General features: G+C 55.5%; 26 protein-coding genes and 3 pseudogenes. 18 read left to right on the forward strand and 11 right to left on the reverse strand.

Annotation, left to right across the window (positions count from 1 at the left end; translation table 11 throughout):
- Window positions 1-2: 2 nt before the first annotated feature.
- From AABM55_RS10470 to AABM55_RS10520, 11 genes are all read left to right on the forward strand, one after another.
- Window positions 3-443, forward strand: a complete 441-nt coding sequence (locus AABM55_RS10470; protein WP_347929498.1) for a phage tail protein — start codon at window positions 3-5, stop codon at window positions 441-443.
- A 104-nt stretch (window positions 444-547) separates the two neighbouring features.
- On the forward strand, window positions 548-1,714 hold the full coding sequence (locus AABM55_RS10475) for a phage tail sheath family protein (RefSeq protein ID WP_347929499.1): 1,167 nt from the start codon (window positions 548-550) through the stop codon (window positions 1,712-1,714).
- Between the two features lie 12 nt (window positions 1,715-1,726).
- On the forward strand, window positions 1,727-2,230 hold the full coding sequence (locus AABM55_RS10480; protein ID WP_347929500.1) for a phage major tail tube protein: 504 nt from the start codon (window positions 1,727-1,729) through the stop codon (window positions 2,228-2,230).
- Between the two features lie 14 nt (window positions 2,231-2,244).
- Entirely contained in the window at window positions 2,245-2,844 is a 600-nt protein-coding gene (locus tag AABM55_RS10485; protein WP_347929501.1) for a phage tail assembly protein, read from the forward strand.
- Window positions 2,845-2,994: 150 nt separating this feature from the next.
- On the forward strand, window positions 2,995-5,790 hold the full coding sequence (locus tag AABM55_RS10490) for a phage tail tape measure protein (protein ID WP_347929502.1): 2,796 nt from the start codon (window positions 2,995-2,997) through the stop codon (window positions 5,788-5,790).
- Between the two features lie 9 nt (window positions 5,791-5,799).
- Window positions 5,800-6,645 (forward strand): phage tail protein, encoded by an 846-nt coding sequence (locus AABM55_RS10495; protein WP_347929503.1) that lies wholly within the window; start codon window positions 5,800-5,802, stop codon window positions 6,643-6,645.
- Window positions 6,620-6,826, forward strand: coding sequence for a tail protein X (locus AABM55_RS10500; protein ID WP_347929504.1), 207 nt, complete (start codon window positions 6,620-6,622; stop codon window positions 6,824-6,826). Before AABM55_RS10495 ends, AABM55_RS10500 begins: the two co-directional genes overlap by 26 nt.
- Window positions 6,827-6,924: 98 nt before the next feature.
- Window positions 6,925-7,971 carry a contractile injection system protein, VgrG/Pvc8 family gene (locus AABM55_RS10505; protein ID WP_347929505.1) on the forward strand — a complete coding sequence of 349 codons (1,047 nt, stop codon included), beginning with the start codon at window positions 6,925-6,927 and terminating at the stop codon, window positions 7,969-7,971.
- Between the two features lie 50 nt (window positions 7,972-8,021).
- Window positions 8,022-8,471, forward strand: coding sequence for a structural protein P5 (locus AABM55_RS10510; RefSeq protein ID WP_347929506.1), 450 nt, complete (start codon window positions 8,022-8,024; stop codon window positions 8,469-8,471).
- Entirely contained in the window at window positions 8,468-8,995 is a 528-nt protein-coding gene (locus AABM55_RS10515; protein ID WP_347929507.1) for a lysis system i-spanin subunit Rz, read from the forward strand. Before AABM55_RS10510 ends, AABM55_RS10515 begins: the two co-directional genes overlap by 4 nt.
- A 150-nt stretch (window positions 8,996-9,145) precedes the next feature.
- Complete coding sequence (locus AABM55_RS10520; protein WP_347929508.1) at window positions 9,146-9,940, forward strand: DNA adenine methylase; 795 nt, start codon at window positions 9,146-9,148, stop codon at window positions 9,938-9,940.
- A 500-nt stretch (window positions 9,941-10,440) separates the two neighbouring features.
- Here AABM55_RS10520 and AABM55_RS10525 read toward each other — a convergent pair.
- The 4 genes and pseudogenes from AABM55_RS10525 to AABM55_RS10540 form a co-directional block, all read right to left on the reverse strand.
- Window positions 10,441-11,153, reverse strand: a pseudogene (locus AABM55_RS10525) (SOS response-associated peptidase).
- Between the two features lie 130 nt (window positions 11,154-11,283).
- Window positions 11,284-12,045 (reverse strand): hypothetical protein, encoded by a 762-nt coding sequence (locus AABM55_RS10530; protein WP_347929509.1) that lies wholly within the window; start codon window positions 12,043-12,045, stop codon window positions 11,284-11,286.
- 64 nt (window positions 12,046-12,109) lie between these two features.
- Entirely contained in the window at window positions 12,110-13,012 is a 903-nt protein-coding gene (locus AABM55_RS10535; protein WP_347929510.1) for a DUF6236 family protein, read from the reverse strand.
- Between the two features lie 384 nt (window positions 13,013-13,396).
- Window positions 13,397-13,732, reverse strand: a complete 336-nt coding sequence (locus AABM55_RS10540) for a GrlR family regulatory protein (RefSeq protein WP_347929511.1) — start codon at window positions 13,730-13,732, stop codon at window positions 13,397-13,399.
- A gap of 902 nt (window positions 13,733-14,634) precedes the next feature.
- Between AABM55_RS10540 and AABM55_RS10545 the strand changes: the two genes are divergently transcribed.
- Window positions 14,635-15,171, forward strand: coding sequence for a hypothetical protein (locus AABM55_RS10545; protein WP_347929512.1), 537 nt, complete (start codon window positions 14,635-14,637; stop codon window positions 15,169-15,171).
- A 936-nt stretch (window positions 15,172-16,107) separates the two neighbouring features.
- Window positions 16,108-16,313, forward strand: a pseudogene (locus AABM55_RS10550) (IS1595 family transposase); the annotation flags it as partial.
- A 116-nt stretch (window positions 16,314-16,429) separates the two neighbouring features.
- Here the strand turns inward: AABM55_RS10550 and AABM55_RS10555 are convergent.
- Complete coding sequence (locus AABM55_RS10555; RefSeq protein ID WP_347929513.1) at window positions 16,430-17,530, reverse strand: hypothetical protein; 1,101 nt, start codon at window positions 17,528-17,530, stop codon at window positions 16,430-16,432.
- A gap of 318 nt (window positions 17,531-17,848) precedes the next feature.
- Window positions 17,849-18,063 (reverse strand): annotated as a pseudogene (locus tag AABM55_RS10560) (hypothetical protein).
- Window positions 18,064-18,605: 542 nt separating this feature from the next.
- Between AABM55_RS10560 and AABM55_RS10565 the strand changes: the two are divergent.
- Entirely contained in the window at window positions 18,606-18,905 is a 300-nt protein-coding gene (locus AABM55_RS10565; protein ID WP_347929514.1) for a DUF6124 family protein, read from the forward strand.
- 35 nt (window positions 18,906-18,940) lie between these two features.
- Complete coding sequence (locus AABM55_RS10570) at window positions 18,941-19,201, forward strand: hypothetical protein (RefSeq protein WP_347929515.1); 261 nt, start codon at window positions 18,941-18,943, stop codon at window positions 19,199-19,201.
- Window positions 19,202-19,535: 334 nt separating this feature from the next.
- Here the strand turns inward: AABM55_RS10570 and AABM55_RS10575 are convergent, their stop codons facing one another.
- From AABM55_RS10575 to AABM55_RS10590, 4 genes are all read right to left on the reverse strand, one after another.
- Window positions 19,536-19,664 carry a hypothetical protein gene (locus tag AABM55_RS10575; protein ID WP_347929516.1) on the reverse strand — a complete coding sequence of 43 codons (129 nt, stop codon included), beginning with the start codon at window positions 19,662-19,664 and terminating at the stop codon, window positions 19,536-19,538.
- Between the two features lie 219 nt (window positions 19,665-19,883).
- The gene (gene arsH / locus AABM55_RS10580; protein WP_103319236.1) at window positions 19,884-20,579 is read right to left on the reverse strand and encodes an arsenical resistance protein ArsH; all 696 of its coding nucleotides are present in this window, start codon (window positions 20,577-20,579) and stop codon (window positions 19,884-19,886) included.
- Between the two features lie 13 nt (window positions 20,580-20,592).
- Window positions 20,593-21,063, reverse strand: a complete 471-nt coding sequence (locus AABM55_RS10585; RefSeq protein ID WP_347929517.1) for an arsenate reductase ArsC — start codon at window positions 21,061-21,063, stop codon at window positions 20,593-20,595.
- A 216-nt stretch (window positions 21,064-21,279) separates the two neighbouring features.
- The gene (locus AABM55_RS10590) at window positions 21,280-21,768 is read right to left on the reverse strand and encodes a hypothetical protein (RefSeq protein WP_347929518.1); all 489 of its coding nucleotides are present in this window, start codon (window positions 21,766-21,768) and stop codon (window positions 21,280-21,282) included.
- A 406-nt stretch (window positions 21,769-22,174) separates the two neighbouring features.
- Here AABM55_RS10590 and AABM55_RS10595 point away from each other — a divergent pair, with 406 nt between their 5' ends.
- From AABM55_RS10595 to AABM55_RS10605, 3 genes are all read left to right on the forward strand, one after another.
- Window positions 22,175-22,573 (forward strand): hypothetical protein, encoded by a 399-nt coding sequence (locus AABM55_RS10595; protein WP_054596587.1) that lies wholly within the window; start codon window positions 22,175-22,177, stop codon window positions 22,571-22,573.
- On the forward strand, window positions 22,574-23,146 hold the full coding sequence (locus tag AABM55_RS10600; RefSeq protein WP_347929519.1) for a hypothetical protein: 573 nt from the start codon (window positions 22,574-22,576) through the stop codon (window positions 23,144-23,146).
- Between the two features lie 324 nt (window positions 23,147-23,470).
- Window positions 23,471-24,133, forward strand: coding sequence for a ribonuclease T2 (locus AABM55_RS10605; protein ID WP_103319228.1), 663 nt, complete (start codon window positions 23,471-23,473; stop codon window positions 24,131-24,133).
- Between the two features lie 98 nt (window positions 24,134-24,231).
- On the opposite strand, the gene AABM55_RS10610 is transcribed toward AABM55_RS10605, so the two are convergent.
- Window positions 24,232-24,885 carry an HAD family phosphatase gene (locus tag AABM55_RS10610; RefSeq protein WP_347929520.1) on the reverse strand — a complete coding sequence of 218 codons (654 nt, stop codon included), beginning with the start codon at window positions 24,883-24,885 and terminating at the stop codon, window positions 24,232-24,234.
- Between the last annotated feature and the right edge of the window lie 11 nt (window positions 24,886-24,896).

Consider the following 24,896-nt stretch of genomic DNA (forward strand, 5'->3'; position numbering starts at 1 on the left):
ACATGGGCAAGTATCTGTACTCAGCCTCAACAGGCGGGGTCTATCGAAAGGGGTTTCACGCGGTGATTCCTGAAGATGCTTTGTCGATTTCTGATGATGTATACCGGGATCTGTTTGCGGAGCCGCTGCCGCCCGGCCGGGTCGTAGTACCCGGCGAGGACGGCTTGCCGCTCGTTGTTGATAGCCCTGGATTATCGAATGAAGCACTAGCTGCAGCTGAGCGAGCATGGCGCAATGCCCAGCTATCGCAAACCGACAGCTTGGTGGCGCGGCACCGCGACGAGCTGGAAGATGAGGGCGGAGCAACAACCCTTGGCGCCGAGCAATACGCCGAGCTGCAAGCGTTCCGTCGGGCGCTTCGAAACTGGCCAGAAGGAGACGAGTTTCCGCTTGTTGATCACCGTCCTGCGCCCCCGCCTTGGCTGATCCCCCAGCTCCAATAAACGCCCCGCACTGACGGGGCGTTTTCTTTTCCGTTACGCGTAACACAAACATCCCTAACGGCCTCGCTCATGCGGGGCTTTTTCGTTTCTGGAGATTGAGCTTTATGAGTTTCTTTCACGGCGTTACGACCACCGATGTCAAGACCGGCGCGCGCACCATTTCGTTGCCGTCGTCTTCGATCATTGGCCTCTGCGACACCTTCATCCCGGGCGTTCTCGGTGGTGGCACCGCCAAGGCCGGCGAGCTGAAGTTGATCACCACCGAGCGCGAAGCCATTGCCGCCTTCGGCCCCGATTCGGCGATCACCAAGGCCTGTAAGGCGATCTATGCCAAAGCCAAGGCGGTGATTGTCGCCATCGGCGTGCCCAAGCTGGAAGACGTCGCGCTGCAAACCTCGGCGATCATCGGCGGGGTGTTGGCCTCGGGTCAGCGTACCGGCCTGCAGGCGTTGCTTGATGGAAAAAGCCTGTTCAACGCCCAGCCGCGGCTGCTGATCGCGCCGGGCCATACGGCCACGCAAGCGGTGGCTACGGCGCTCGATAGCCTGGCGCAGAAGCTACGGGCCATCGGCATCATCGACGGGCCTGGCACTACCGATGAGGCCGCCATGGCCTACGCCAAGAACTTCGGCAGTCGCAACCTGTTCATGGTTGACCCCGGCGTGCAGTACTGGGACACCGACCTCAGTAAGACGGTTGATGTACCGGGCTCGGCCTGGGCGGCGGGCTTGTTCGCCTGGACCGATGCGGAATATGGCTTTTGGGCGTCGCCGTCGAACAAGGAGTTAACCGGTATCACCGGCACGACCCGCGCCGTCGAGTACCTGGACGGCGACGAGACGTGCCGGGCCAACCTGCTGAACAACGCGAATATCGCGACGTTCATTCGCGACGATGGCTACCGACTGTGGGGTAACCGCACGCTGTCGAGCGATCCGAAATGGGCGTTCGTCACCCGCGTTCGCACGCTGTTCATCCTCATGGATGCCGTGCAAGCCAGTCACAAATGGGCCGTTGACCGCTCGATCACCAAGACTTACGTCAGTGACGTGACTAACGGTCTGGATGCGTTCATGCGCGACCTGAAAGCCCAGGGCGCGATTATCAATTTCGAAGTGTTCCCGGACACCGAGCGGAACACGCCCAGCCAAATCGCCGAGGGCAAAGTCTATTGGCGCATTCGCTTCACCGACGTGCCGCCGGCCGAAAACCCGAATTTCCTTTTTGAAGTCACCGATCAGTGGATGACCGAAGTTCTTGAAGCAGCCTAAGGGGCCTAGTCAATGATTCCTCAAACTTTGTTTAACACCAACCTGTTCGTCGACGGGGTGAGCTTTGCCGGCGACGTGCCAAGCCTGACGCTGCCCAAGCTGGCCACCAAGACTGACGAGTATCGCGGCGGCGGCATGGCCGGCTCGATCGAGATGGATCAGGGCCTTGAGAAAATGGAAGCGTCCTTTGTCACCAAGGGCGTGCGCCGTGAGTCGCTGAAGCACTTCGGCCTGGCCGATGGCACGGCCTTCAATGCCACTTTTCGGGCCGCGTTCAAGGGGCAAAAGGGGGCGATTACTGCCGTTGTCGCTACCCTGCGCGGCCGGCTCAAAGAGGTTGACCTGGGCGACTGGAAGGCCGGCGACCCGGCCGAGATCAAGCACGCGATTGCGGTCAGCTACTACAAGCTCGAAATCGACGGCCGCCTGATGTACGAAATCGACATGGTCGCCGGCGTTCAGGTGATCGACGGCAAAGACCAATTGGCGGAAGTACGCGCCGCGCTCGGCCTCTAAGGGAGTAGAACCAGATGACTCAAGCAACTGATAAACCACTGCCGGCCTGGCTGTCGATCAACGCTGACGGCGCCGTGGTGACGCTCACGCGTCCGATCGAGGCCAGCGGGGTCAACGTCGAAGCACTGACTATGCGCGCGCCGTCGGTGCGCGCAGTGCGTGCGGCTGATCGCGCATCCAACGGCGACGACGAGCAGCGCGAGCTGATGCTGTTCGCTGGCTTGACTGAGGTCGGGCTCAAGGATCTTGAAGGGCTCAAGCTGACGGACTATCGCCGTGTACAGGCGGCCTATTCGCACCTGGCGCCTGATACCGATTACTCGACGTCGATGCCGGCGTGGCTGTCGATCACCACCGATCAGGCGTTGGTGACGTTGTCGTGCCCGAGCGAAATCAACGGCGTGATGGTCGACAAGCTCGCCTTGCGTTCGCCGACCGTGCGCGACGTGCGGGAGGCCAATCGCGACGCCGGCGGCGACGCCGAGCAGCGCGAGCTGGTGTTGTTTGCCGCCTTGTCCGGTGCGCCTGTCGCGGATCTGGAGGGCCTAAAGCTGGTGGACTTCAACCGCTTGCAGGCCGGCTATTTTCGCATGGACAACGACGACGGGCTTTAACCCCAACGTGATCAAGGGGGCGGCAAAACGTCTGGCGGCGGAAACTGGATTTTCCGCCGCTGAAATCCAGGCAATGCCCTTTGCGGAAATGGTGTGGTGGCTCACGGATTGAGCCGCTTTCGGTAACGCTGGGCACATGGGGGCCATGACATGGCGAACAAACTCGCTCTCGGGCTTGTGATTGGCGGCGCCGTCAGTTCGACGGTCGGCGCCGCGTTCAAGGACGTCACCGGGCGCATCAAGCGCCTTGAGGATGAAGGCAAGAAAGCGCGCGTGTTGCAGCGTGCAATCGGCGACACCATCCGCCTGCGTGATGAGTGGAAAAAGGCGCATGACAGCGGTTCGGCCGGCGCGTCGAAATTGCTGGGCCGGTTGAATTCCAATCTCGACAGCTTGAAAAAGCAGGGCGTCGAAGTCGGTCGGCTGGAGAAGGCCTATCGGTCCATGGGGCAGGCGGCCAACAAGGCCGAGTTTAAGGCCAAGGGGCATCAACAGCTTGATGCCGGTAAGGCCGGCATGAAAAGCGCGGTCGGCGCGGCTGTCGTCGGTGTAGGGGCTCTGGCGGTACCGACGAAGGTCAGCGCGGACTTCGGGGCCATTGTTCGTGACATCGCGATCAAGGCCGGGATTGCCAACAAGCCACAAGAACAGGAGATGTCGCGCAAGATCATCGACACCTCACGCGATACCGGCATGGCGCGCAACGACGTGGCCGACGTGGTCAACCAGTTGGTTGGCGCCGGGATGGAGTTGAGCAAGGCCCTGGAATACGCGCCCGTCGCGGCCAAGTTTGTCGTGGGGCAGGGCTCAAACGGCGTCGACACGGCGAAGATGATCAACGCCATGGGACAAAACGCCAAGATCACCGACCCCAAACAGATGCAGCAGGCGCTGGAGGCGATTGCCTATCAAGGGCAGGCGGGCAGCTTTGAAGCGGCCGACATGGCCAAGTGGTTCCCTGAGCTGTTGGCGGAAATGGGCAAGAATGGGATCACCGGCATGGATGCGGTGACTCAGTTGGGCGCCATGCTGCAAGTGCAGATGAAGACGGCCGGTAGCTCGGACGAGGCGGCCAACAACCTCAAGAACTGGATGGGCAAAATCGGTTCGACCGATACCGTCCAGGCGTATAAGAAGGCTGGCATCGACTACAAGGGATCGATGCAGACCGGTTTGCAAAACGGAATGTCGACGCTGGAAACCAGCATGGCGTTGGCTCAGAAGTACATTCAGGCCACCGATCCCAAGCGCGCGGCGGCGATGGCCGAGGCGACGGCCAAGATCAGCAAGGAGGCCGATCCGGAGAAAGCCAAGGCCATGATGGCCTCGCTGGAGGAGTCGTTACGCACCGGCGACCTGTTCGCCGACATGCAGGTCAAGGCCGCGCTGTCGGCCTACATGCAGAACAAGGCGCTGTACAGCCAGCTTAAAAACGATTCACGCGATGCAACCGGCATCCTCGATAAAAACCTCAGCGAGCGGCGCGAGACGTCGTCGCAGAAGTGGGCCGAAATGGCGCAGTCGATGGATGACGCCATGCGCAGCGTGGGGGACGCGCTGCGCCCGGTCACGGATACCGTGGCCGAGACGCTGACTAAAGTCACCAAGGGCATTACCGCGCTGTCTGACAGCTCGCCCGGGGTGGTGACGGGGATCGTGGCGGTCGGGGGTGGATTGATCACGCTCAAAAGCCTGTTAAGTTCGTTCAAGATGGGTAAAGGGCTGTTCAACCTGGCGCGCGGTTCGTTGGGGGGTGGCAAAGCCGGCGAGGTGCAAAAGGTCTTTGTGACCAACGCCAAGGACGGCGATGGCGATGGCAACGACAAGGATGCAGAACCCAAGGGCAAGGCCGGCAAAGCGCTGTCGCTGGTGGAAACCGGGCTCAAGGCGGTAGCGGCCCTCAAGGGGAAACCTGCCGATGGCGACGCTGAAGCGGAGGGCGAAGGCGACGACAAGAAGGCCGGAAAATTCGATCTGGTTGCGACCGGCCTCAAGGTGGTTTCGCTGGCCAAGGAGGCGACTTCAGGGGGTGGCGAGGACGGTGAGGCAGGATCGGGTGACGACGGCGTCAAGAAGGTGTTTGTCGTCAACGCTAGCGCCATGGGCGGTGCCGGTGGGGCGGGGGGCGTGGATGCCCCGGGAGAAACGCGTCGACGTGGACGTGGGGCGAGACGATCCGGCCGCCGGCGTGCGGGTGGTTCGCGTCCGCCAGTACCACGCCCGCCGGTGCCCGTGCCGCGTCCGCCGATCCCGCCAGTGCCACCGGTTCCCGGGGCGGCGGTGTCCAAGCTGGGCGGGGTCATGAAGATGGCCGGCAAAGTCGGCAAGGTCGGCAAGTTCATTCCCGGCGGTTCGCTGATGGAAGCCAGTTCGATGGCTTACGACACCTTCGAGAACGCCAAGACCAAGGACGAAAAGGCCGAGGGTTACGGCGCGGCCGCCGGCAATCTGGCGGGCACCATGGCCGGCGCAGCAGCAGGGGCGGCCATCGGTTCGGTGGTGCCGATCATCGGTACCGCCATTGGCGGCTTGATTGGGGCTTACCTCGGCAGCCAGGGCGGCGCCGCGTTGGGCGGTTCCCTGGGCAAATCGCTGTTCGGTGGCGAGGATGAAAAGCCCAAGGAAAAAGCCCCCGTGCCGACAACCCCGCTGATGATGGCGCAGGTGCCGCAAGGGCCGGTGCTCGGTGATGCCGCGCGCTCGATGGCGGTCACCCAACCGCTGAAAGCGGCGGCGCTGGCGATCCAACCCAAGGAGCCGGAAAAGCCGGTGCCGGCCAAAGTGGATCAGCAGTTTCAGTACTCGCTGAGTATGCCGGTCACGGTGCAAGGGGATGTTAAAGACCCGCAACGCTTGGCCCAGGACCTGATGCCGCACATGCAACGGATGATGGCGGATGCCGCGAAACAGAACGCCGCCAAGCTGTACGACGAACCCCACGTGTAAGGAGGCCTCATGGCTTATATGGAGCAGTTGCAATCGGGCCTCAAGTACCTGGTGGAAGCGGGGGAAGCTGGCCGGCGCAGTGCGGACGGCATGCTGGGGCCGGTCAACGGTGCGATCAGCGAGTTGACTGGTGCGGCGTCCGAGCTGGAAAACATCCCGTTTGTGGGGCCGGCTATCGGCGCCAAGCTTCAGCGGGTGATGCGCGGCGTAGACGCGGCCCAGGCCAAGGTCGGCCAAGTGGCGGCGGTGTACGGCCGTGCGACCCGGGCGGCCACTGAAGTACAGGAACGGTTGGGCACGCTGAAGGAACAAGCGGGCAAGGCGGCGACGGCGATCAACAACATCGCCGGCAAGGTCAGCCCGTCGCTGGCCAACATCGTGCCCACCAGCTCTTTTGCCGTGGATGCTACGCCCGCCCCGGAGGCGGTGAAGCCGTTCCCGCACCTGATGATCATTCAGCCGCGTGACCCGAAACTTCAGCCGTACTACTTCAACCTAGACACGGCCGCCTTTGACGAGCTGAGCCGCTCGACCGAATTCCGCTGGGCCTCGCAGGAGCGTTTGACGCGCCGGCCGGCGCAGCAGGCCGTGGGCATGGGCGAAGAAAAGTTGACGCTCAAGGGCACGATCTATCCGGGCTTCAAAGGTGGCCTCAAGCAGCTCGACACCTTGCGCACGATCGGCGCCAGGCTTCAGCCGTTGACCCTGACTACGGGCTACGGCGACGTAATGGGGGCTTGGTGCTTGAAGAATATCAACGAGGAGCAGAGCGCGCTGATGCACGGCGGGATTCCCCGTAAACAAGGGTTCACACTGGAGTTTGTGCGCTATGGCGATGACATGCAGGACGTCTGAGGGGGACATGCTCGATGTCATTTGCCATAACTACTATGGCCACCTCAACGGCAGCACCGAGGCGGTACTCGATGCAAACCAAGGGCTGGCCGATGAGCCTCAGCCCTATCGGGTCGGGGTGTTGATCATCCTGCCGGATCTGCCCAGCCCGACGAACGAGGGTGTCAGCCTTTGGGATTGACCTTCGGCAAATCCGCCGCCGGCGCGCCGCTGCGTTACGCGTAACGGCTCATTGTTTTCTGGCCCGCCCTGTGCGGGCTTTTTTGTGGGCAAAATTTCATGACCCCGATGTTTCGAATCGTCGCCGATGGCGCCGACGTCACCGCCAAGATCAATGATCGGCTGTTGTTGCTGCGTACCTCGGACAAGCCGGGCATGGAGTCCGACGAGTTTGAGCTACGCATTGACGACCGCGACGGTCAGGTGCAACTGCCAAGGCGTGGCAGCTCGATCGAGGTCTACTTGGGCTATGCCGAAACGTCCCTGGCGCGCCAGGGACGTTACACCGTGGACACGGTCGAGGTTTCAGGACCGCCGGACACCATCGTGATCAAGGGTAAGGCCAGCGACATGCGCGGCAGTGGCAAGACCATCCGTAGCGGAAGCTGGGAGGACGTGCCGCTGTCGAAGATCGTGGCCGACATCGCCGCACGTAATGGCTGGCAGCCGGTGTGCCCGGTGTCGACCAAAGTGCCCCGGGTGGATCAGCTCAACGAGTCCGATTTTAATTTCATCACGCGCCTGGCCAAGCAATACGACTGCACGGCCAAGGTCGCCGACGGCAAGCTGTTGGTGATGCCGCGTCAAGGCGGCCAGACCGCCAGCGGCAAGACCTTCGGTGCAATCACCCTGACGAAGAGCGACCTCAGTCGCTGGCAATTCAGTCTCGGCGATCGCAACTCGCACAAGGCGGTTGCGGCCAAGCATCAGGACAAGAAGAGCGGCAAGCTGGCGGTGGTCACCATCGACAACGACGACTCGCCGGATGGCCTGCCGGCGGTGCATACCGATCGGCATATCTACCCCAACGAAAACGCAGCCAAGGCGGCCGCCAAAGCCCGTCTGGCAGCGTTCAACCGTTCGACCGCTGACGTGCGTCTGGAGATGCCCGGCCGCACGGACATCTTTGCCGAGCGGCCGATCAACGCCCAGGGCTTCAAGGTCGGCCTCGATGGCGAGTACCTGGTGGATTCGGTCGAGCAGGTGTTCACCCAGTCCGGCTGGTCGACCACGGTCGAGTGCAATGCCGGCAAGCAAGGCAAATCCAAAGGCAAGAAAAAGAAAGACACGAAGCCGCTCAAGGTTGTGAGCGTCGAGAAGCTGTAACGCATCCCATCGCCGCCTGAGTGCGGCTTTTTTATGTCTGGAGAAAAGTGATGACTGCAAACGAGACGCGCGGGGTGCGCAACCGCAACCCCGGAAACATTGACTACAACCCGGCCAACCAATGGCAGGGCCAACTGAAGCCAGATCCGGCTATCGAGAAGCGGTTCGCCCGCTTTGACACCGCCGAGAATGGCATCCGCGCCCTGGGCAAGCTGCTGATCAACTATCGCGGCAAAGACGGTATGCCCGGTGTCGGCGGCCAAGGTATCGACACCCCTCGCGAGTTTGTCACCCGCTGGGCGCCCGGGAACGAGAACAACACCGAGGCCTATATCGCCGCGATCACTAAGCGCCTGGGCGTGCAGCCGAGCGACGTGATCGATATCAAGAGCCCGGCGACCCTGCGCGCGGTGATGCTTGGGATCATCGTTCACGAAAACGGCGGGAACCCATATCCGGAGGCCGTGTTCGAGGAAGGGCTGCGCAGGGCTCTGCTGTGAATGCCGTGGCGTGGAAGCTGGGTGGTGTCGTTGCAGCGCTGGCCATTGTGGCTGGCGGTGCGGCGGCGCTGGCCTGGCAGCTTCAGGACGGGCGCTACGGCCGGCAGATGGCCGAGCAGGCGAGACTCCACGGCGAGACCCTAAACGAGCTGACCCGGGCGGCTGCCACCCAGCAGCGCACCGAACAAGACAAACGCCTCGCGCTCGAGCAACGCCTGGCGGCCAGCGACCAAACCCATTACGAGGCTTTGACCCATGCTCAAAAAGACCAGGCTCGTCTGCGCGACCGCCTTGCCACTGCTGATGTCCGGTTGTCAGTCCTACTCGACGCCACCGATTCAGCCAGCGGCACCGCAGTGTCAGCCGCCACCACAACCGGCGGCGTGGTTCATGGAGCCACAAGAGCCCAGCTTGACCCAGCGCATGCTCAACGAATTATCGGCATCACCGATGCCGGCGACCAAGGATTGATCGCGTTGGCGGCCTGTCAGGCCTACGCCAAAGAAGTCTCAACACCGAAGTAAAAAAGAGCGGCCGGGGTGGATGCGTCAACATCCAATCCGGCCGCCGTCCCTGCAGATTGTCCCTGCAAGTCCAGCCAAGGCTCTCGCTTCGTGCACAAAGCGCGGCGAGCCTAGCACCTGTCTATCTATACAGTAAAGGTCTTGCTTTCAATGTCTACACCCATCATCCCTTGGATGGGCGGCAAACGCCGCCTGGCCGACCGCCTCATTCCGCTTTTTCCTCCACACGAATGCTACGTCGAAGTCTTTGCCGGCGGTGCCGCGCTCTATTTCATGAAGCCCCAGCCATCGCCGGTCGAAGTCCTCAACGACATCAACGGCGACCTGGTCACGCTTTACCGCGTAGTGCAGAACCACCTCGAAGAATTCGTGCGCCAGTTCAAATGGGCGCTCAGTTCGCGGCAGGTGTTCGAATGGCAGAAGATGACCCGCCCCGAAACCCTCACCGACATCCAGCGCGCCGCCCGATTCTTCTACCTGCAGCACCATGCCTTCGCTGGCAAGGTCACCGGGCAGACGTTCGGTACCGCCACCACCGGCCCGGCCATCAACCTGTTGCGGATCGAGGAAAACCTCTCGGCCGCCTGGCAGCGCCTGTCCGGCACCTACGTCGAAAACCTGCCTTGGCTAGAATGTGCCGAGCGCTACGACCGCCCTCATACTTTTCACTACATGGACCCGCCTTACTGGCAGACCGCCGGCTATGGCGTGGACTTTCCGTTCGAGAACTACGAGCGGATGGCCGACTTCATGCGCCGCTGCAAAGGCAAGGTGATGGTCAGCATCAACGACCATCCAGACATCCGCCGTGTATTCGAGGGCTTCCACTTCGAGACACTGGACATTCGCTACACCACGACCAACCAGAGACAGGGGAAGGCCGGAGTCAGTGGCGAGCTGGTGATCATGAATTGGGAGCCGGCAGCGTTGGCCGGACTGTTCTGATCACCATGGCGCGAACCCAGGGCATCCGATGCCCCACAGCTGCAACAGCTCGGTGAGTTTGATAAGAAACTCGACAGTCGCCATTAGAAGAATCAGCACATTCATTTTTTATTCTCGCAAAAAAACATGCCGCGCTTATTAGCGTGGTAGCGGAAAGGGAATAGGTGGATCTGCTTTTTAAACTAGTTGTTTATTGCGGTGTTCGTCAATGGTTGATCGCAATTAATTGCACTTGGTACTACGAGCGTATCGAGAAAGTTGTCCTAGGGCTGAAAGTGTATGCGTCCGTATCTCCTTCTTTGTCCTAGGGCTACGGGTGTATATGGTTGAGCTGGATGTTTCTCGTGATTTTTCCTACAACTGTTTTTTACACAAAAAGTGGAAGTTACGTACGTACATACATATGTAAGTAGTATGCGGCTTTTTTTCTCGTGTGAGGGGTTGAAACACTTGCTGTTACTGGCTTCTGAGCAGTTGGTAGAGGCTGAACATTTCAGCTGTTAATTACACGAAAGTTGTAAATCATGTCGTAAGTCCTCAGCGGGCAGAGAGTAGATCATCCCAGTACTGGGTTCGCCGGAGCGATGAGCGCCGCCCCTGAACCACTCAAATACGTCTGCCGGTTCGCCCTGCTGCAGCACCATCTCTTCTGCGCGTTCTTTGGGTGTTGCCGGATCCAGCCATTCACGCGCCAGCTCTGACGAGAGCGCTACTGGACGCCGGCCATGGATATCCACCATCCCGCCGGCACTGTCGACGGTGATGATCACGAAGCCGTCATGCTCGGTGGCTTCTCGCCCAGCGATTGGGTATTGACCAATTGCAGCACACAGGATGGGCGCACGGTCCCGCCGACGTATCAAATAAGGCTGCTTTTTAGGTCCGCCTTCATCCACCCATTCAAATCAGTTGTTGATCGCGACGACAGCTCGATGCGGCCAGATGGCACGAAAGAAGGGGGGTGTGCGCGATTTTTTCTACTCGAGCATTGATGGGGGCCGCACGATCTTTCGCCCAATGCGGGCGCCATCCCCAGCGCGCCATGTCCGCGTGCAGAAATCCTTCCTCCTGGTGAAAGAGAGCAAGCTGTGTGGTTGGGGCGGCGTTGTAGCGTTCCAGGGGCAGATCCCCGATGTGATTGGAGTGCATTGGGCATGCTCAAGGCGGCAACGAAGTCATGAATGCCGCTGTACTGCGAGAGTCGTCCATACATAGCCTGTTCGCCTATCTGATATTTTCTACTACTCCGGACTGGGGCATGCGTCGAGAAGTGATGAGCAAAAGTTACACTGCTAAGCTTGATCAATTGTGGGGGATCTGCTGTCGACAGGGATAATATTAATCTAAGGTAGCTCAATGATGTTTATTTGGATGTCATTTTGTTTAGCGATTTCGGAGATTCCTTCGATGATCAATTCCCGGCTTTGCATTAGATCTTTGGATAGCATGTTTGTCCGAAATGGCCATTCATCGCATATGTGGCCATTCTTCAGAAGAAAGCTCGTTCGCTGCTCTCCTTCGTACATATATATAAGGGCTAGTGTGGCTTCTTTGGTGTAGATTTTACTGTTGAAGATTTTTTTGCTTTTTGTGAGTTGCTTGTATTTTTTCATGTGTCGAAAAACAATGGATTCAGGGGGTTTTGCAGTTTTACATTTTATAGCTGTGCTTTCTGTGATAAGAATCAAATCAATAGGGTCCGTTGAGCCAAGGAATGGATTTGGTTTGATCTCAAGTTCGGAGTATTTTTCCGGAGCAAATGATGTTGCTTCCAGCCCTTTAATAACTAATGGGGGGTTGAATTTTTGTAGGCAAAAAAACCGTTTTGGCTTCTTAAATATAACGTGGATCTCATATATTATTAATGGTTTGTCCTTTAGATTTGCTATCGATAGGGATGTGATTCTAAGAGGGCTGTTTGAAGAGGCGCCTATAGTGGCAAAATATACCGCTTTGTTACCCCACTTTTTGGATGCCGCCATTAAACCGATTGCGACACCAAGAATTGCGGCAAGGTTGCGAAGGTCATTTAAGTCTATAAGATATTTTAAAGGGGAGAAGTCAAGTGATTCTATTACGGTTAGGAAGGGTTGAAGGGAGTCCATATTTAATCCGTGCTTGTTGTCTACGATGCTCTGTGTTTTTTAAGTCGTTTTCTAGTCGGCGTAGTCAGAGTAAATTTTTCTGAGCTTCGTAGACGTACTTGAAAGGTGAGCTGGGTCTTTTGATTTTTTGAAAATTAATGTCTGCTTTTAATTCAAGAAGGCTAGCGAGAGCAGCTCCTCCTGATGAGATTACTCTAGCAGTCTCTGGTAATGCTAGTTGACCTGTTGCTACCCAAGCCGTTACCGCTGCCCCGGTTGCTTTCGTTAGTCCAAAGTTGAGAGAGGCCTTAAGATTGGTGAGATACATAGGGAATTTCCATTCCCTGCAAACACTAGCTAAGTCAGCGCATGACTTATCAAGTTCCGACAATTTTCGATCAAGTTCTTCCTTGATATCGGTTGAGGCTTCAATCTCTCTGGTTAATGATTCTATATGCCATCTAAAAGCCAAAAGCTCATCGCGTCGTTTTTGTCTGAAGCTGAGGATTTCTGCTAGAGGGACGTCGGGGGCAGGTGCAGGCATGGCGTTATAAAGTTGGAGAGAGGTTCCGCCTTTTGAAATCGAAAATCCGCTCTCTACTAGAATAGAGTTTTCACCTCCTCCCAAACTCCACATCCCGGAATGACTTTTTTCGTATTCAATTAGAGTAAGGCTAGGGAGCTTTGCTAATGCCTGGCCGAATTCTCCGAATAAATTAAATTTGGGTGTGTATAGTACCCCGGAATCTATCAGGAATTGCATGTCCTGATCTGGAGCTATATGGATGATGTTGCTGGTCGGCATGGATAGCCGGTCCCAATAAAGTAGCGATGCTCTGAGTTCTTGTGCGTTTAATTGGCTGGATTCTAGTTTAATAGTGGATCCATCGATTTTAATTGGTGCATTAATAATCAAACCGCGAAGAGTGTCGATTCTTGGTTTGCCATAATGTGGATCCGTTTGTTTCCGATGCTTAGCTTCGCCCATGTTGCCACCTAGTATTATTTTTTAACTGTATACACTCAAAGCTTTGCAGCTCTTAGAGGTTAAGTCACGCACTGGCCGCCTCACTATCAGATTTTGTATCGCATAGCGTAAGAAAAATTGGTGTAGTTCGGTAGAGCTTATCATGGGAGATGTAGGAACGCTTAAAGTTTATATAGCTAATCGTTATGGGCGCCTGGCTGGACCGTCAAACAAGGGAGGTTGGGGGGCTGGCGAGGGTGGTGGCAAAAATGGGGCAAACCATACGCTAATCTATGCAGCTTAATGCCAGTTGAGCTATCCGTGACTTGTCAAGAAAGCCCTACAGCTCATGTTATTCGGGGCTGTAGGGCTTTTTTGCGTTAGCACTTCAACATAGTCGACGTGTTACTCAGTGTCGGCAATCTTTTCGCCGACGATGGTCATTTTTAATTGAGGTTGTCCGACCACCACGCCATCCAAGTGTAGCTTCCCTCTTTTGTAGTCCACTGCGCCTTTGGCCTCCAGAACGTAGTTGTCAATGCCAACGACATTGGTGTTGCCTGACTTCCATTTCGAGATCGTGAACTGCGATTGAAATTCGCCTGAATGTGTAGGTACTTTGCCCCGGTACAGATAGTGAGCATCGCCACCATTCGCTGAGCCATCCTTCACAACCACGATTCCATCACCGTAGTCGCCTGTGTTGGCCTTGAACTTGACGTAAAAAATGCCTTGAGACATCGCGCTGCTCCAGCTTGGGATTGAGAAATGAGGATAGGATCCAATCACCATCTCGCAAGGATCAGGTTGTAACAAATTGCATTAGGAGGTCGTGAGCGATTTTGATAGGGCAGCATAGGAGGGCGGATCTTGGCTGTGTCGCGGATTGGCATTCGCTACTGCAACACCGACCATCGGCGAGGAAAGGCCGAGGTGAGCGGCGAGCTGGTGATCATGAACTGAAAGCCTTCAGCGTTGGAGGGCTGTTTTGCTGAAAATGGCCGATAGTCACGTTTGGTAGGGGTGGAGTCTCGTCGAACTGCTGGCGTCTGTTTCTATTCGTTCTGAGTCTGAGAAAATCAGGAACAGACACCTTAACAGACACCTAGTTGAAGCGGAGAAGGCTGGAGGCTTTGAAAATAGTGGAGCGGGTGAAGGGAATCGAACCCTCGTTATCAGCTTGGGAAGTTGATCTCATCTAGTGAGACACCCTCTGTAATCCGAACTGAGAGTGATTTGGCAGCTTTTTGTTGTAATTCTTGGCCCCTAGCCGCAGTCCATTGCCTTTAGTCTGGTTATACGTTGACTTATGTGGCTGGAGAGAAATTGTTATGTGGCTCCGAGATGTCCTACAGTACTAATGCGTTTCTTAAAAATTTAGAGTTGGATATTTGTTGTGTACATGTCTGTGTCTAAAGCTGCTTATGTCAATTTGATAGTAAATTAATTTCTAGATGGTCTAAGTTGTTGTTAGTTGAGGGCTACAGTGATTGATGAGGTTGTAGGTTTGTTAGTGTGGAGTTTGCTGTCTGCCTTTATGGTAGATTGGTCTAGATTGAAGAAGTGTGTTGGCAGGTTGTTGGAGTATAGATAGAGGTGAAAGCCTTGTTTTAGATTTTTGGTTAAATTCTAAGGAGATAAGTATGACGATCTGCGATGATGCCCGTAAAGCTGGTATCGATAAAATAGATGCTGCATTAAATCCATTGATTGATGAGGTTGCAACTATAATAGCTAATATGACGGAGTTGGGGGCGGATCCGAGAAAGTTTTATGATTTAAAAAATAAAAAGCTGATTGATTTGGTCTCTATGCTTTCGGATTTGGGAGTGCAGAAAAACAATCAAATAAATGAAGTTAACGAAAAGGTTGATAGCGATTGCCAGGGGCAAATGGATTTTCTTCAGAGTGTTCTTGACTTGGTTATAGCGAGCTATACAAAAGGCCTATCAGTGATCCTGCCCGAATACATGACGCATATTGATGTGGCAGAAATACTCAGTGGGAAACCATTGGGTGGCCCTAATAGCGTGTTCAATCAAGTGCGGGATGGTATTTTTAATACAATTGGGATCGGAGAGGATAACGATTTGCGAAAGGTTTATACAAATCCAGTCGAAACAGCGAAAGGGGCTGCGAATGGGGCACTTGAACGTGCAGGATTGCCATTCCGTTTCTAAAGACGTAGGAATGCTATTAATTAAGTGATGAGGGCATGGCTAAGCTCAACATTTCATGTCGTTGTGGAGATGGGCTGTAGCCCTCCATTTAGGTTTTACTCAATCCACCCACATTACCTAAGTGCTGTGTTAGGAGGCCTATCCGTTAGTCTAAGGACTGGCATAGACCGGGGCGCCGGGGCTACGAACGCAGGGCAAGGTCTTGTCCGAAGTTTTTCGATGCTTTCTCACTGAGGTTCTATGATCTGGTAAACGGAGTGCTTACCCTGCACGTTTCTTTTGCCTATGAGGGGGATCAGGATCAGGATCAGGATCAGGATCAGGACCGGATGTATTACGGCCGTGCGTTCTATCTTGATGCCCTGATTCGCTTAGTGCGGCGTGAGGACGAATGGCGGCTTGCGGAGGGAGGATGGGTTGGAAATACTGGCAGGGGAAAGCGACAGAGATCTCGACCATCAGATGGAGTTGGATGACCAGTACGAGCAGTGGCTTGCTGAGCAGAAGGCTAGCGGAAGTTTAGGGCAAAATTAGGGCAAATTCAGGGCCGCTATGGGCCCAGGCTGTGTGAAAACGTTTCAGAGCGAGTTTGACAGTCAGAACCGCAACGAAAATCGCGTTCCTACGTAAATTTTAGATCTGCTGACCAACCAAACGCTGGCAGATTTTACGTAGCAACGCAGACTTCAAAACGGTACATGCGTTTTCACACAGCCTGGGCCGCAAGACGCCAAGGGCAAAGGGCACCGTATTCTCTGGCCTGAAGCGGTCCTCAGGGATGTAAGCAGGGGTTCGAATCCCTATCTGCGCTTTACTCGTTTACTCGAGAGTCATGTCAATGACCGCATTCGACTTTGCTGCCTGCGGGAAAGAAATAAATAGGCCGGCCAGAAACAGCCGGCCTACCACATTGATAATTCTGTCCCTTTTCTTTATGGGACTTTCCACATCTAGAACGTAAATGCCTACGATAGTAGACTCAAGAACTGGATGATTCCTTTTCATGGTGTGCCCACGAAGTACCTGACGAATTATCTGTGATGGCGACGTCTGCTTGAACGCTACAAAGCGGAGTTCAACCCATTGACTTGCCTGGGGGAGTCGCTTGGTATACGGCCACGCAACAGCTAACTCAGACATAGCCAATAGAAAAACCGCCGGTGCGGGGTTTCTTGATGAGACAGGTAGCGAGTTTAGAACCAACCGGCTCTCCGTGAGGAGAGCCTGGCAAGCAACAAATCGCTAATATTTACCTTGATCATTGAGTATCTGTGGCTTCAACAATTGAGGTTACATCTAAAACAACACCGCTTGATAGGCTTCCCTTCGGCGCATCCATGACAATGGATTCAGCAACATTGGCAACGGCAATGTCAGCGGCAGCAACAGCTGCACTGGCAATAGCATTGGACGCAGCAGCAGCTGCTGCTGTCTCAGCAGTCGATTCAGCAACAACTGCAGTAGCTGTTGCATTGTTGGAGGCAGCAACAGCTGCTTTGCTGCGTACCGCCAGATCACGAGGTGCAACACTTGCGGCTATATCCGCAGCCTCTCTTGCAGTATTTGCAGCAGTGAGCGCCGTAGTTGCTGCAACAGTATCAGCAGTCTTGGCTGCTGAAGCAACTTTGGCTGCTGAAGCAGCAGCAACGAGCGCCTCCTTCATATTATTTTCAGTTACCGCCTTGCCTCGAAATCCGACATATAACCCAGCACCATACGTAGTCGCATCGTATCCGTCATTATATTTAACCCCCAACTTCGCTAAAATAATTTTTTTCACTGCGGGAGGGAGGTCAATCGCCGCGCCCCCGGCACCACCGCTATAAATGCGATAGCTCACATCGTAAGAATACATATGCGTCGGGATATATAATTTAATATCCTTCTCCCCATCCCTTAACACCGCCACATCTGCCGCACATGTGGTTGAATTAATTTTCTGTAGCACTTCGGAAATACTAACGTCAGGTAAAGAATAGACTCTCCCTCTAGTAAGTCCAAGCGTAACGCCATATTTCATGGCGTAATTTGCATACAGTCCGCCCAAATCATCACTTTTCAATTCAATATCGAAAGTCGCCGCCGAGCCGCTAACAAGCTCATAGTCAGGTGTCTTGTTAACTGCTCTTTTTGCCTTGATTTGATCTTCGCTCAAGCCAGTAAGCATTGCTGCCGAACAAACCTGCTCAAAATTACTGCCCTTCTTAGCCATAAACAAACTATACGGATGACCCTCATCGCTTGAGGGCACGAACACGTTAGGGATCTTCATTTCTTCCCTAACAAACGATTCATAAGTGTGCTGGCACCCGCTTATAAGAAAAACACCGGACAGCAGTATGGGTTTTATCCTTTTCATCTCATAACTCCCAACTTTGATCAGTTCATCTAGGTGAAATAGGTGCCAAGCTAACTTGTGTTGTAAATTATTAATCGGCCAAACATACAACTCTGAAGCCACGTGTCTGAAAACCACATCAAGGCATCGCCAAAAAACGATAGTTCACAACCGCCTTCTTCGCTAATTGAGTGGCGTTGCGAAACGCAAATCCAGCGCATTTTCGCCGATTGAGTCGAGTGGCTGATTCTGGCCCGATAGCTACCTGTGAGGTGAACCGGGATGGTCCCCCGAATTCACCTCGACATGACTGTCGATTGGCCTTTTGTGTGCAATCGGTCAACCGATGTCCAATTTCTTCAATCGAGCCAAGCCTTGTTTGATATGGCTGGCGTTTTCACCCATGGTCCACAGTGCTCCACGGACATTTCCGCCCACTTCCTGCGCCCCTTGCTCCTCAACCAAGAGGGTCAACTCCATAATGGCCGCCTGCAGAGCCGCTGGTTTTCGTAAAGTCTTTCCAGCACGTCCGGCAGCGAATAATTGTTTGGCATGACGTCGACTCCTTTCGAGAAAAGTACAAGCATAGTACCGGCAGTGCCCTTGTCAGGCAGTAATGGCAGCTTGCTTAGAAATTGCTACAAAGCGAAGAGGTTTCGGCGGGTTAGCCAGTCTGGCTGGGGCGTTGGAGGAGTACTAGACCCAATCCATCATCGGGGCTATGGGGAGCAAGTAGAGGAGTTTTTTACGATTGAATCCAGCTTCCAACACACCACACCTTCATCGGACATTTCCCGCAACCCGCATCGGTTCCCGCCGCTTTACCCCCAGTCACCTCACCAGATAACCTCCTCGCGTCGCTGCAAAATCAGCGACCGGATGTGGAAGTCCGTTCTATAGCTAAAGGCGCCCAAGCGCCCATAAACACATGTCGGCGTTTTTTATGCCAACATTGTCGTGTTATGGCGGCTGTGCGCGGGGCACTCCCGAGTGCGCCGGGATCCTTTAGCCCCGGTCTTCCACACCTGCGTACGGCTGCCACCCTCATGTGGAAGTGAGATTGGCGGTTCACTGAATTGCTAAAGGAGTTCCACTCATGAAAAAGATCACCCCCAATCCCCCCGAGACCGCAGCGGTTTCCGACCCCACCACCCACATCTTCACCATCGCCCCCAACATCGACACCGAAACCCTGTTAATCCACACCTCCGAAACCCTCGCATCCCTTAACGCCATGACCACCGACCTGGCCTTCGAACTCGAAGGTTCACGCCGCCATGTGGCCTTGGCGATGCAGCAACTGGTTGTACTCAGCGAGTTGTTGGTGAACCGCGCACTGGAGCACTTCGACACGCCGGATGCGGCATCCGGGGTTTCCTCCGCTGCTCGTCACTGAATGCTCACGCTGGTTCATTCACTGGAGGTTCTGCTATGGCTCGATACATGCCGATCACCGGCATTGATTGCACAATTGCATCGCTGTTGATCGACACCGAAGCGCCGGTCGATGTGTTGCACGACACGGCGGCGTACCGCATTCGCAGCGTGACGCAATTGCTGGAAACGCTTTCCTTGGGCGAAGGGCTTGGCCGTGATGCGTTGCTGTTGCGGGACTTTGCGCGGGTGTTGGTGATTCCGCTGCGCGATGGGTGTGATTTGATGGATGTGGTTGGGCGGCGGTTGCGGAGGTAAAGCAATGGGGTAGCCGTGAGGTTGCCCCTTTTTGGTTGGGTTGTCCCGTCCTGTAGCAGCTGTCGAGCCTGCGAGGCTGCGTCAGGCCTGGGTTGTGTTCGGATGAGGCGGTGGTGAATCAGGAAACGCGTTCCTTCACGCCAACCGCGTACTCAGGATTTGCGAGGACTTTGTCCTCGAACGCAGCCTCGCGGGCTCGGCAGCTGCTACGGACGTAGTCGTTTTCCGTGTTTCAGCTTTGTGTAGATAGCTATCGGTGCAGTCAGTGGGGGCAGGTTGATTTTTTATAATAACCAACTTTATCTGCCCACTTATTTTTGAAAGTAACCAGTAGTCAATCTACGCTCTCATTAGCCTCTTTCGTGGCCTGTTCTTTCTTCCGGTTTTTTAAATCTCTTCTGGCAGCCCATACAAGGCCAATGATTGTAACGGCAACAAGGATGATGATTTGTTCAGTAGGCATTTGCTTTCCTTCATAAGGCATCCGTTGGAATAGCGACGTCCCTGAATTCGCATAAGGTGTGTCCATGCTAATCAACGAGAGGAATGCAATTGTTAATAATGTGTACCTCAGATGTAAAAGAATGTGATCGAAGGGAGCGCGAATAATTAAAGTGTTACAGAAGTTGTAGAAGGTATGCAGGAGCGGCCATTGCGGTCGCTCCTTATTTATTTCGAGGCTTTATATCGAACGCTGATTAACCCGCTTGCTCAGTTCCTCCGCGCTTTCCTTGCGCTCCGAATAGCGGTCGACGAGGTCGGGGCGGTCGCGTAGCAGGAGGGTGAATTTCAGCAGTTCTTCCATCACGTCGACCACGCGGTCGTAGAGCGCGGAGGGTTTCATGCGGTTCTGGTCGTCGAACTCCAAGAAGGCCTTCGGCACGGAGGACTGGTTGGGGATGGTGAACATGCGCATCCAGCGCCCCAATACGCGCAGTTGGTTGACGGTGTTGAACGATTGCGAGCCGCCCGAGACCTGCATCACGGCCAGGGTTTTGCCTTGGGTCGGGCGTACGGCGCCCATCGCCAGCGGCACCCAGTCTATTTGCGCCTTGAACACGGCGGACATCGAGCCGTGGCGTTCCGGCGAGCACCACACCTGGCCTTCGGACCACTGCATCAGTGTCAGCAGCTCCTGGACTTTCGGGTGGTCGCTGGGCGCGTCGTCCGGCAGCGGCAGGCCGGACGGGTTGAAGATCCGCGTTTCGGCGCCGAAGTGTTCCAGCAACCGGGCCGCTTCTTCCACCAACAGGCGGCTGAACGAGCGCGGGCGGGTCGAACCATAGAGCAGCAATATGCGTGGCTTGGGGTTGTCGACCGCGGCGTGGTGCAGGGTGTCGGACAGCAGCGAGTCGAGGTTTGGCAGTTGATCGCTCATGCGGCGCTCCAGACTAAAGGGTGGCGATGCGCTCGAGTTCGCGCTGGAGGGCGGCGGCGTCGAGGCGTTCGAAGGGCAACTGGAGGAAAGCGCGGCAACGGGTTTCGATGGTCGCCAGTGTGGCGTTGAAGGCGGCGGTGATTTGTTCTTCGCTACCGCTGACGTCGGACGGGTCTTCAAGCCCCCAATGCGCCTTGAGTGCGGGGCCGAAATACACCGGGCAGGTTTCACCGGCGGCCTTGTCGCACACGGTGATGACGATGTCTGGCGGGCTGTCTGCAAAGGCGTCGTTGCCCTTGCTGCTCAGCCCGTCAGTGGCAATGCCGGCGGTCTGCAAGGTGGTCAGGCTGCGTGGCAGGACCTGGCCTTTCGGAAAGCTGCCGGCGCTCACGGCTTCGAAACCTGCTGGGGCGAGGTGGTTGAACATGGCTTCGGACAGGATGCTGCGGCAGCTGTTGGCCGTGCACATGAACAGGACTTTCATCGGTTACTCCGTAGGGCGCCGGGTCGGGGGTAGATATATGGTTTGGCGAATATACGGATTGTCGGATATCAGGTAAAGCGCGGTGAGTGACATCAGGGAGTAGATTTCTTGACCGAAACGAAAATGGGCGACCGCATCGGGTCGCCCATTTTTTCGGGATCGGCAGGGAAGGGTGACACACCGCAATGCTTCCCTGCGTGGCGCTCTGCTTTAGATTTAGAGCTCCAAACCTTCCTGTATCACCGAGAGAAAGTTGTCCTCATCGAGCTTGACCGGGTCTGGTTGCGGTTGTCCGCTGCGTGGGATTGTCTGTATCTGCCAATAGGCTTCACCGTGTTCGGTCTCGGTCCGGCGCAAATACCGCTCTTGGCCTTTGGAGAGGATATCGACACGACCCATGCCGCCAATGACGAAGCGCGCGATGGGGTCGAGGGTGATGCTGTGGTGGTTGCCCTCGATCAGCAGTTTGTCGATGGCGTAGTTGAAGCTCTCGCCGGAGGGGAGGTTTTCGATAACGTGTGTGGGGATGCGGCGAATGTTCAAGCCAGCTTCGGTCAGTGGCTCCAGCCATGCTTCAAGCTGGTGGTACATCGCATAGACCTGTATCGGCCAATGCTCAATCGCCGTATCTGCGCAGGCTTCCGCGTCCGCACGGGTTTGTTGTTTCTGTTTCAGTTTTACAGCGAGCTCATCTGCCTTACTCATTCCGATTCCCTATCGTGGTGTGAATTTTAGCGATGCCACACCAAGGTACTTCACCTGGGCATGCGATGACCAGACCGAAAAAAGCTCAGAGAAAAAAGCGCGATTGGACTGTGTTTTTACGGCGGGAAGCTGTGGCTATTGTCCTGTTTTCCTGTCGGAAGCTTGGTTGAAGGGCACTGCTGTTGTCCTGTAAACTCCGCGCTCGATTTTTCGAGAGTCGAACTAACACTCGATTGAAAGTTACTGCGTACTTTGCAGGTGTCTGTTCTATTTGTATCTATCGATAGAGTAGCAATCAGAGTTGTTGGTGTTAGTGAGTCACTGGATAGCGTAACTCGTATTCAGCTCAAGGAATGATATCTGGCCTACCGATCTCATCGGTTAACATACGTGTGAAATTTTAAATATGATCAAGCAAAGTGTGAAATCCATCGCGTCCCTCGGGTTGGTATTGGTGGCGAGCCTCGCCTGTGCCTCGGCTCCTGAGAAGGTTGACTTGGGGGAGTTGTATGACAGCTACCTTGAGCACAATCAGTCCTCCATGAACATGCCGCAGTTCAAGAAAGAGATTCTGATTTCCGGCAGCGTTCTCGGCGTTTCAAAGAACTTCTCCGGCGAAGCCGTGATGGAGGCCGGTCTTGCCGATTCTGATGAAGTACTGGCAAGACTGACGGGTTTTGACGCGGACGAGTCGAACAAGATGGACGCGATGGCGGTCGGTACCGACTTTAAAGCGGTGTGCGTACTGGCGATGACGATGGGTTCGGAATACATGGCCCTGACTGACTGCGTGTTCAAGCCGTAAGTGCGTGTTCAATCCTCTTGGGCAGTGTTGGCGTTCACCGCCTTCGCGAGCCTGGCCGTAAACGCTCAGCCGCTGGATCAGCGGGATTTGATCGAGCGTTTGACGCACTGCACGGCTTCTTTGCAAGACGTTATGGTCTTCAACGGTCTGGTTGAACGCAAAGAGCTGACGCTGACCGCAGCGTCGGAGTTCGAACCGTGGGGCGGTCTGGCCTGGACCATCGAACCTGCGCTGTCCTTTGGTAACGTGAGTTCGTCGGTGGCGGTGATGAGCGACCATCGCAGTTTTTACCTGCGGGTGCCGTCCACTCAACCCGGTGTGGATATCCGGACAACGGCTCAGCAGTTGCAACTGGCGAATACCGGCAGCGGCGGTGAGGCCAACGATTTCCGTAAGGTCATGGACGACCGAACGCTCCAGGCGATGTCTACTGGCGAGCCGGATAACTACTGGGTTGGATGTTTCTACGATCAAGATGCGGTACAGCGGCAGTTCGATCTGGAACTCAATGCAACGCCAGAACGTATGAATGAAAAAAATGCCAGGCAACAGGCATTGGGCAATGAGAGTTAATATTGTCCCGGTGATTTCATACACCTGAACACTTAATGGCGTATACGCCATAAGGAAAAAGGGCCGGTCACTCATGTCTGTAAGTCAGGAGTGGCCGGTCCTTTATGTGCCGTATTTCCCATGCCGCCATGGCAGTTGCGTTACTCTTCGTTGCGTTAAGTATCCTACCGAATTCACCGCATTGTGCTTTTCTTTAGGCGCGGCATGTACAACCTGTTGTGAGCAACAGGTGGTTGAAATGTCCGTGTGAGCAGAATCGTGCTGGCATTAAACGTCAGCTCGACAATGAGGCAACCAACCGATTCGCCTCCGGGGAGAGGGTTAATGAAAAAACTGTATGCACTGGTTGCGCTCTTTGCGCTGACGATTGGCAGCGTCGGCATGAGCGACGCTCGGTCCCATCGCGATAAGCAGCAGACCGAGTCGGTGGCGGGGGTGTTTGATTACTACCTGCTGACGCTGTCCTGGTCGCCGACGTTTTGCCTGACTCATCAGAACAACCCGCAATGCTCGGGCAAAGGCTACGGCTTTGTGCTCCATGGTCTATGGCCGCAATACGCCAAGGGCGGTTGGCCGGAGTCGTGTCCGCCGATGGTGCCGTTGTCGCCAGCGGAGCAGAAGCAAGGGCTGACGCTGTTTGTGACGCCAAAATTGCTTCAGCATGAATGGTCCAAGCACGGCACCTGCAGCGGCCTTGGCGCCTCGGGTTATCTGGATATGGCGGATAAGGCGGTTGGCACGGTGAAGATCCCGGACAAGCTGAAACCCTTGAGCACCGAGATCTACTTCCCGGCGCAGGAAATTGCGCAGATGTTCCGTCAGAGCAATCCCGGGATTCCAGAGAATGGCATCGCGATTGTCTGCAACGGACCCGAGTTGTCGGAAGTGCGCGTGTGCCTGGGTAAAGACTTGTCGTTCGGGTCTTGTGGCAAGGGCGTGAAAAGTCAGTGTCGAGCGGGTGATATTCGGGTTCCGCCAATGCGTTGAAGGGGATCGTTGTCGATTTATTGGCATAAAAAATGGGCGACTTCGGTCGCCCATTTTTGTGTGTTCGTTGCCTTGTAAATGTGTTGCCTGTCGGTTCGTTATGCCGGCTCGCTCAGTGCCTGCACCGGCAACCCCAGCGCTGCCAGGTCTTTGCGCAGTTGCGCGGCACTGGTGAACTGCAGCGCATTGAAGCCTTCCTGACGTGCACCTGCGATGTTCGGCGCGTGATCATCGATAAACACCGCATGGTGACCTTCGAACCGGTAGCGAGATTTCAGTAGCTGGAAGATCGCCGGGTCGGGCTTGATGAGGCCTTCTTCGCCAGACACCAGAATGCCCTCGAATGTCTGCAGAAAGGGAAAACGCTGAAGGGCAATCGGGAAGGTTTCGGCGGACCAGTTGGTCAGGGCCAGCAGGCGGACGCCTTTGGCGTGCAGTTCATCGAGGATCTGCACGCTCTCTTCCAGTACGCCGCCGAGTGTCTCTTCCCAGCGCTCGTGGTACGCACGAATCAGCGCCTCTTGCGACGGATGCCGCGCGATGGCTTCCTCGACCCCTTCCTGCCACGACCGGCCTGCGTCCTGGCGCTCGTTCCACTCGGGAGGGCAGACCTCGGAAAGAAAAGTCTCCATGGCCTGTACGTCTTCGCCGAAGATCTTCCGGTAAAGGTTTCTTGGGTTCCAGCGAATCAGCACGTTACCGAGGTCGAACACAACGGTGTCGATGGTTGCGGGGCGGTTCAGAGTGTTCATGCTTTTCCTCC

The sequence above is a fragment of the Pseudomonas helvetica genome (assembly GCF_039908645.1).
Taxonomy (GTDB): domain Bacteria; phylum Pseudomonadota; class Gammaproteobacteria; order Pseudomonadales; family Pseudomonadaceae; genus Aquipseudomonas; species Aquipseudomonas helvetica.

What these genes read in the sequence shown, in the direction of transcription:
- AABM55_RS10470 (WP_347929498.1), top strand. Translation starts at nt 3, where the DNA reads ATGGGCAAGTATCTGTACTCAGCCTCAACAGGCGGGGTCTATCGAAAG.
- AABM55_RS10475 (WP_347929499.1), top strand. Translation starts at nt 548, where the DNA reads ATGAGTTTCTTTCACGGCGTTACGACCACCGATGTCAAGACCGGCGCG.
- AABM55_RS10480 (WP_347929500.1), top strand. Translation starts at nt 1,727, where the DNA reads ATGATTCCTCAAACTTTGTTTAACACCAACCTGTTCGTCGACGGGGTG.
- AABM55_RS10485 (WP_347929501.1), top strand. Translation starts at nt 2,245, where the DNA reads ATGACTCAAGCAACTGATAAACCACTGCCGGCCTGGCTGTCGATCAAC.
- AABM55_RS10490 (WP_347929502.1), top strand. Translation starts at nt 2,995, where the DNA reads ATGGCGAACAAACTCGCTCTCGGGCTTGTGATTGGCGGCGCCGTCAGT.
- AABM55_RS10495 (WP_347929503.1), top strand. Translation starts at nt 5,800, where the DNA reads ATGGCTTATATGGAGCAGTTGCAATCGGGCCTCAAGTACCTGGTGGAA.
- AABM55_RS10500 (WP_347929504.1), top strand. Translation starts at nt 6,620, where the DNA reads ATGGCGATGACATGCAGGACGTCTGAGGGGGACATGCTCGATGTCATT.
- AABM55_RS10505 (WP_347929505.1), top strand. Translation starts at nt 6,925, where the DNA reads ATGACCCCGATGTTTCGAATCGTCGCCGATGGCGCCGACGTCACCGCC.
- AABM55_RS10510 (WP_347929506.1), top strand. Translation starts at nt 8,022, where the DNA reads ATGACTGCAAACGAGACGCGCGGGGTGCGCAACCGCAACCCCGGAAAC.
- AABM55_RS10520 (WP_347929508.1), top strand. Translation starts at nt 9,146, where the DNA reads ATGTCTACACCCATCATCCCTTGGATGGGCGGCAAACGCCGCCTGGCC.
- AABM55_RS10530 (WP_347929509.1), bottom strand. Translation starts at nt 12,045, where the DNA reads ATGGACTCCCTTCAACCCTTCCTAACCGTAATAGAATCACTTGACTTC.
- AABM55_RS10535 (WP_347929510.1), bottom strand. Translation starts at nt 13,012, where the DNA reads ATGGGCGAAGCTAAGCATCGGAAACAAACGGATCCACATTATGGCAAA.
- AABM55_RS10540 (WP_347929511.1), bottom strand. Translation starts at nt 13,732, where the DNA reads ATGTCTCAAGGCATTTTTTACGTCAAGTTCAAGGCCAACACAGGCGAC.
- AABM55_RS10545 (WP_347929512.1), top strand. Translation starts at nt 14,635, where the DNA reads ATGACGATCTGCGATGATGCCCGTAAAGCTGGTATCGATAAAATAGAT.
- AABM55_RS10555 (WP_347929513.1), bottom strand. Translation starts at nt 17,530, where the DNA reads ATGAAAAGGATAAAACCCATACTGCTGTCCGGTGTTTTTCTTATAAGC.
- AABM55_RS10565 (WP_347929514.1), top strand. Translation starts at nt 18,606, where the DNA reads ATGAAAAAGATCACCCCCAATCCCCCCGAGACCGCAGCGGTTTCCGAC.
- AABM55_RS10570 (WP_347929515.1), top strand. Translation starts at nt 18,941, where the DNA reads ATGGCTCGATACATGCCGATCACCGGCATTGATTGCACAATTGCATCG.
- AABM55_RS10575 (WP_347929516.1), bottom strand. Translation starts at nt 19,664, where the DNA reads ATGCCTACTGAACAAATCATCATCCTTGTTGCCGTTACAATCATTGGC.
- arsH (WP_103319236.1), bottom strand. Translation starts at nt 20,579, where the DNA reads ATGAGCGATCAACTGCCAAACCTCGACTCGCTGCTGTCCGACACCCTG.
- AABM55_RS10585 (WP_347929517.1), bottom strand. Translation starts at nt 21,063, where the DNA reads ATGAAAGTCCTGTTCATGTGCACGGCCAACAGCTGCCGCAGCATCCTG.
- AABM55_RS10590 (WP_347929518.1), bottom strand. Translation starts at nt 21,768, where the DNA reads ATGAGTAAGGCAGATGAGCTCGCTGTAAAACTGAAACAGAAACAACAA.
- AABM55_RS10595 (WP_054596587.1), top strand. Translation starts at nt 22,175, where the DNA reads ATGATCAAGCAAAGTGTGAAATCCATCGCGTCCCTCGGGTTGGTATTG.
- AABM55_RS10605 (WP_103319228.1), top strand. Translation starts at nt 23,471, where the DNA reads ATGAAAAAACTGTATGCACTGGTTGCGCTCTTTGCGCTGACGATTGGC.
- AABM55_RS10610 (WP_347929520.1), bottom strand. Translation starts at nt 24,885, where the DNA reads ATGAACACTCTGAACCGCCCCGCAACCATCGACACCGTTGTGTTCGAC.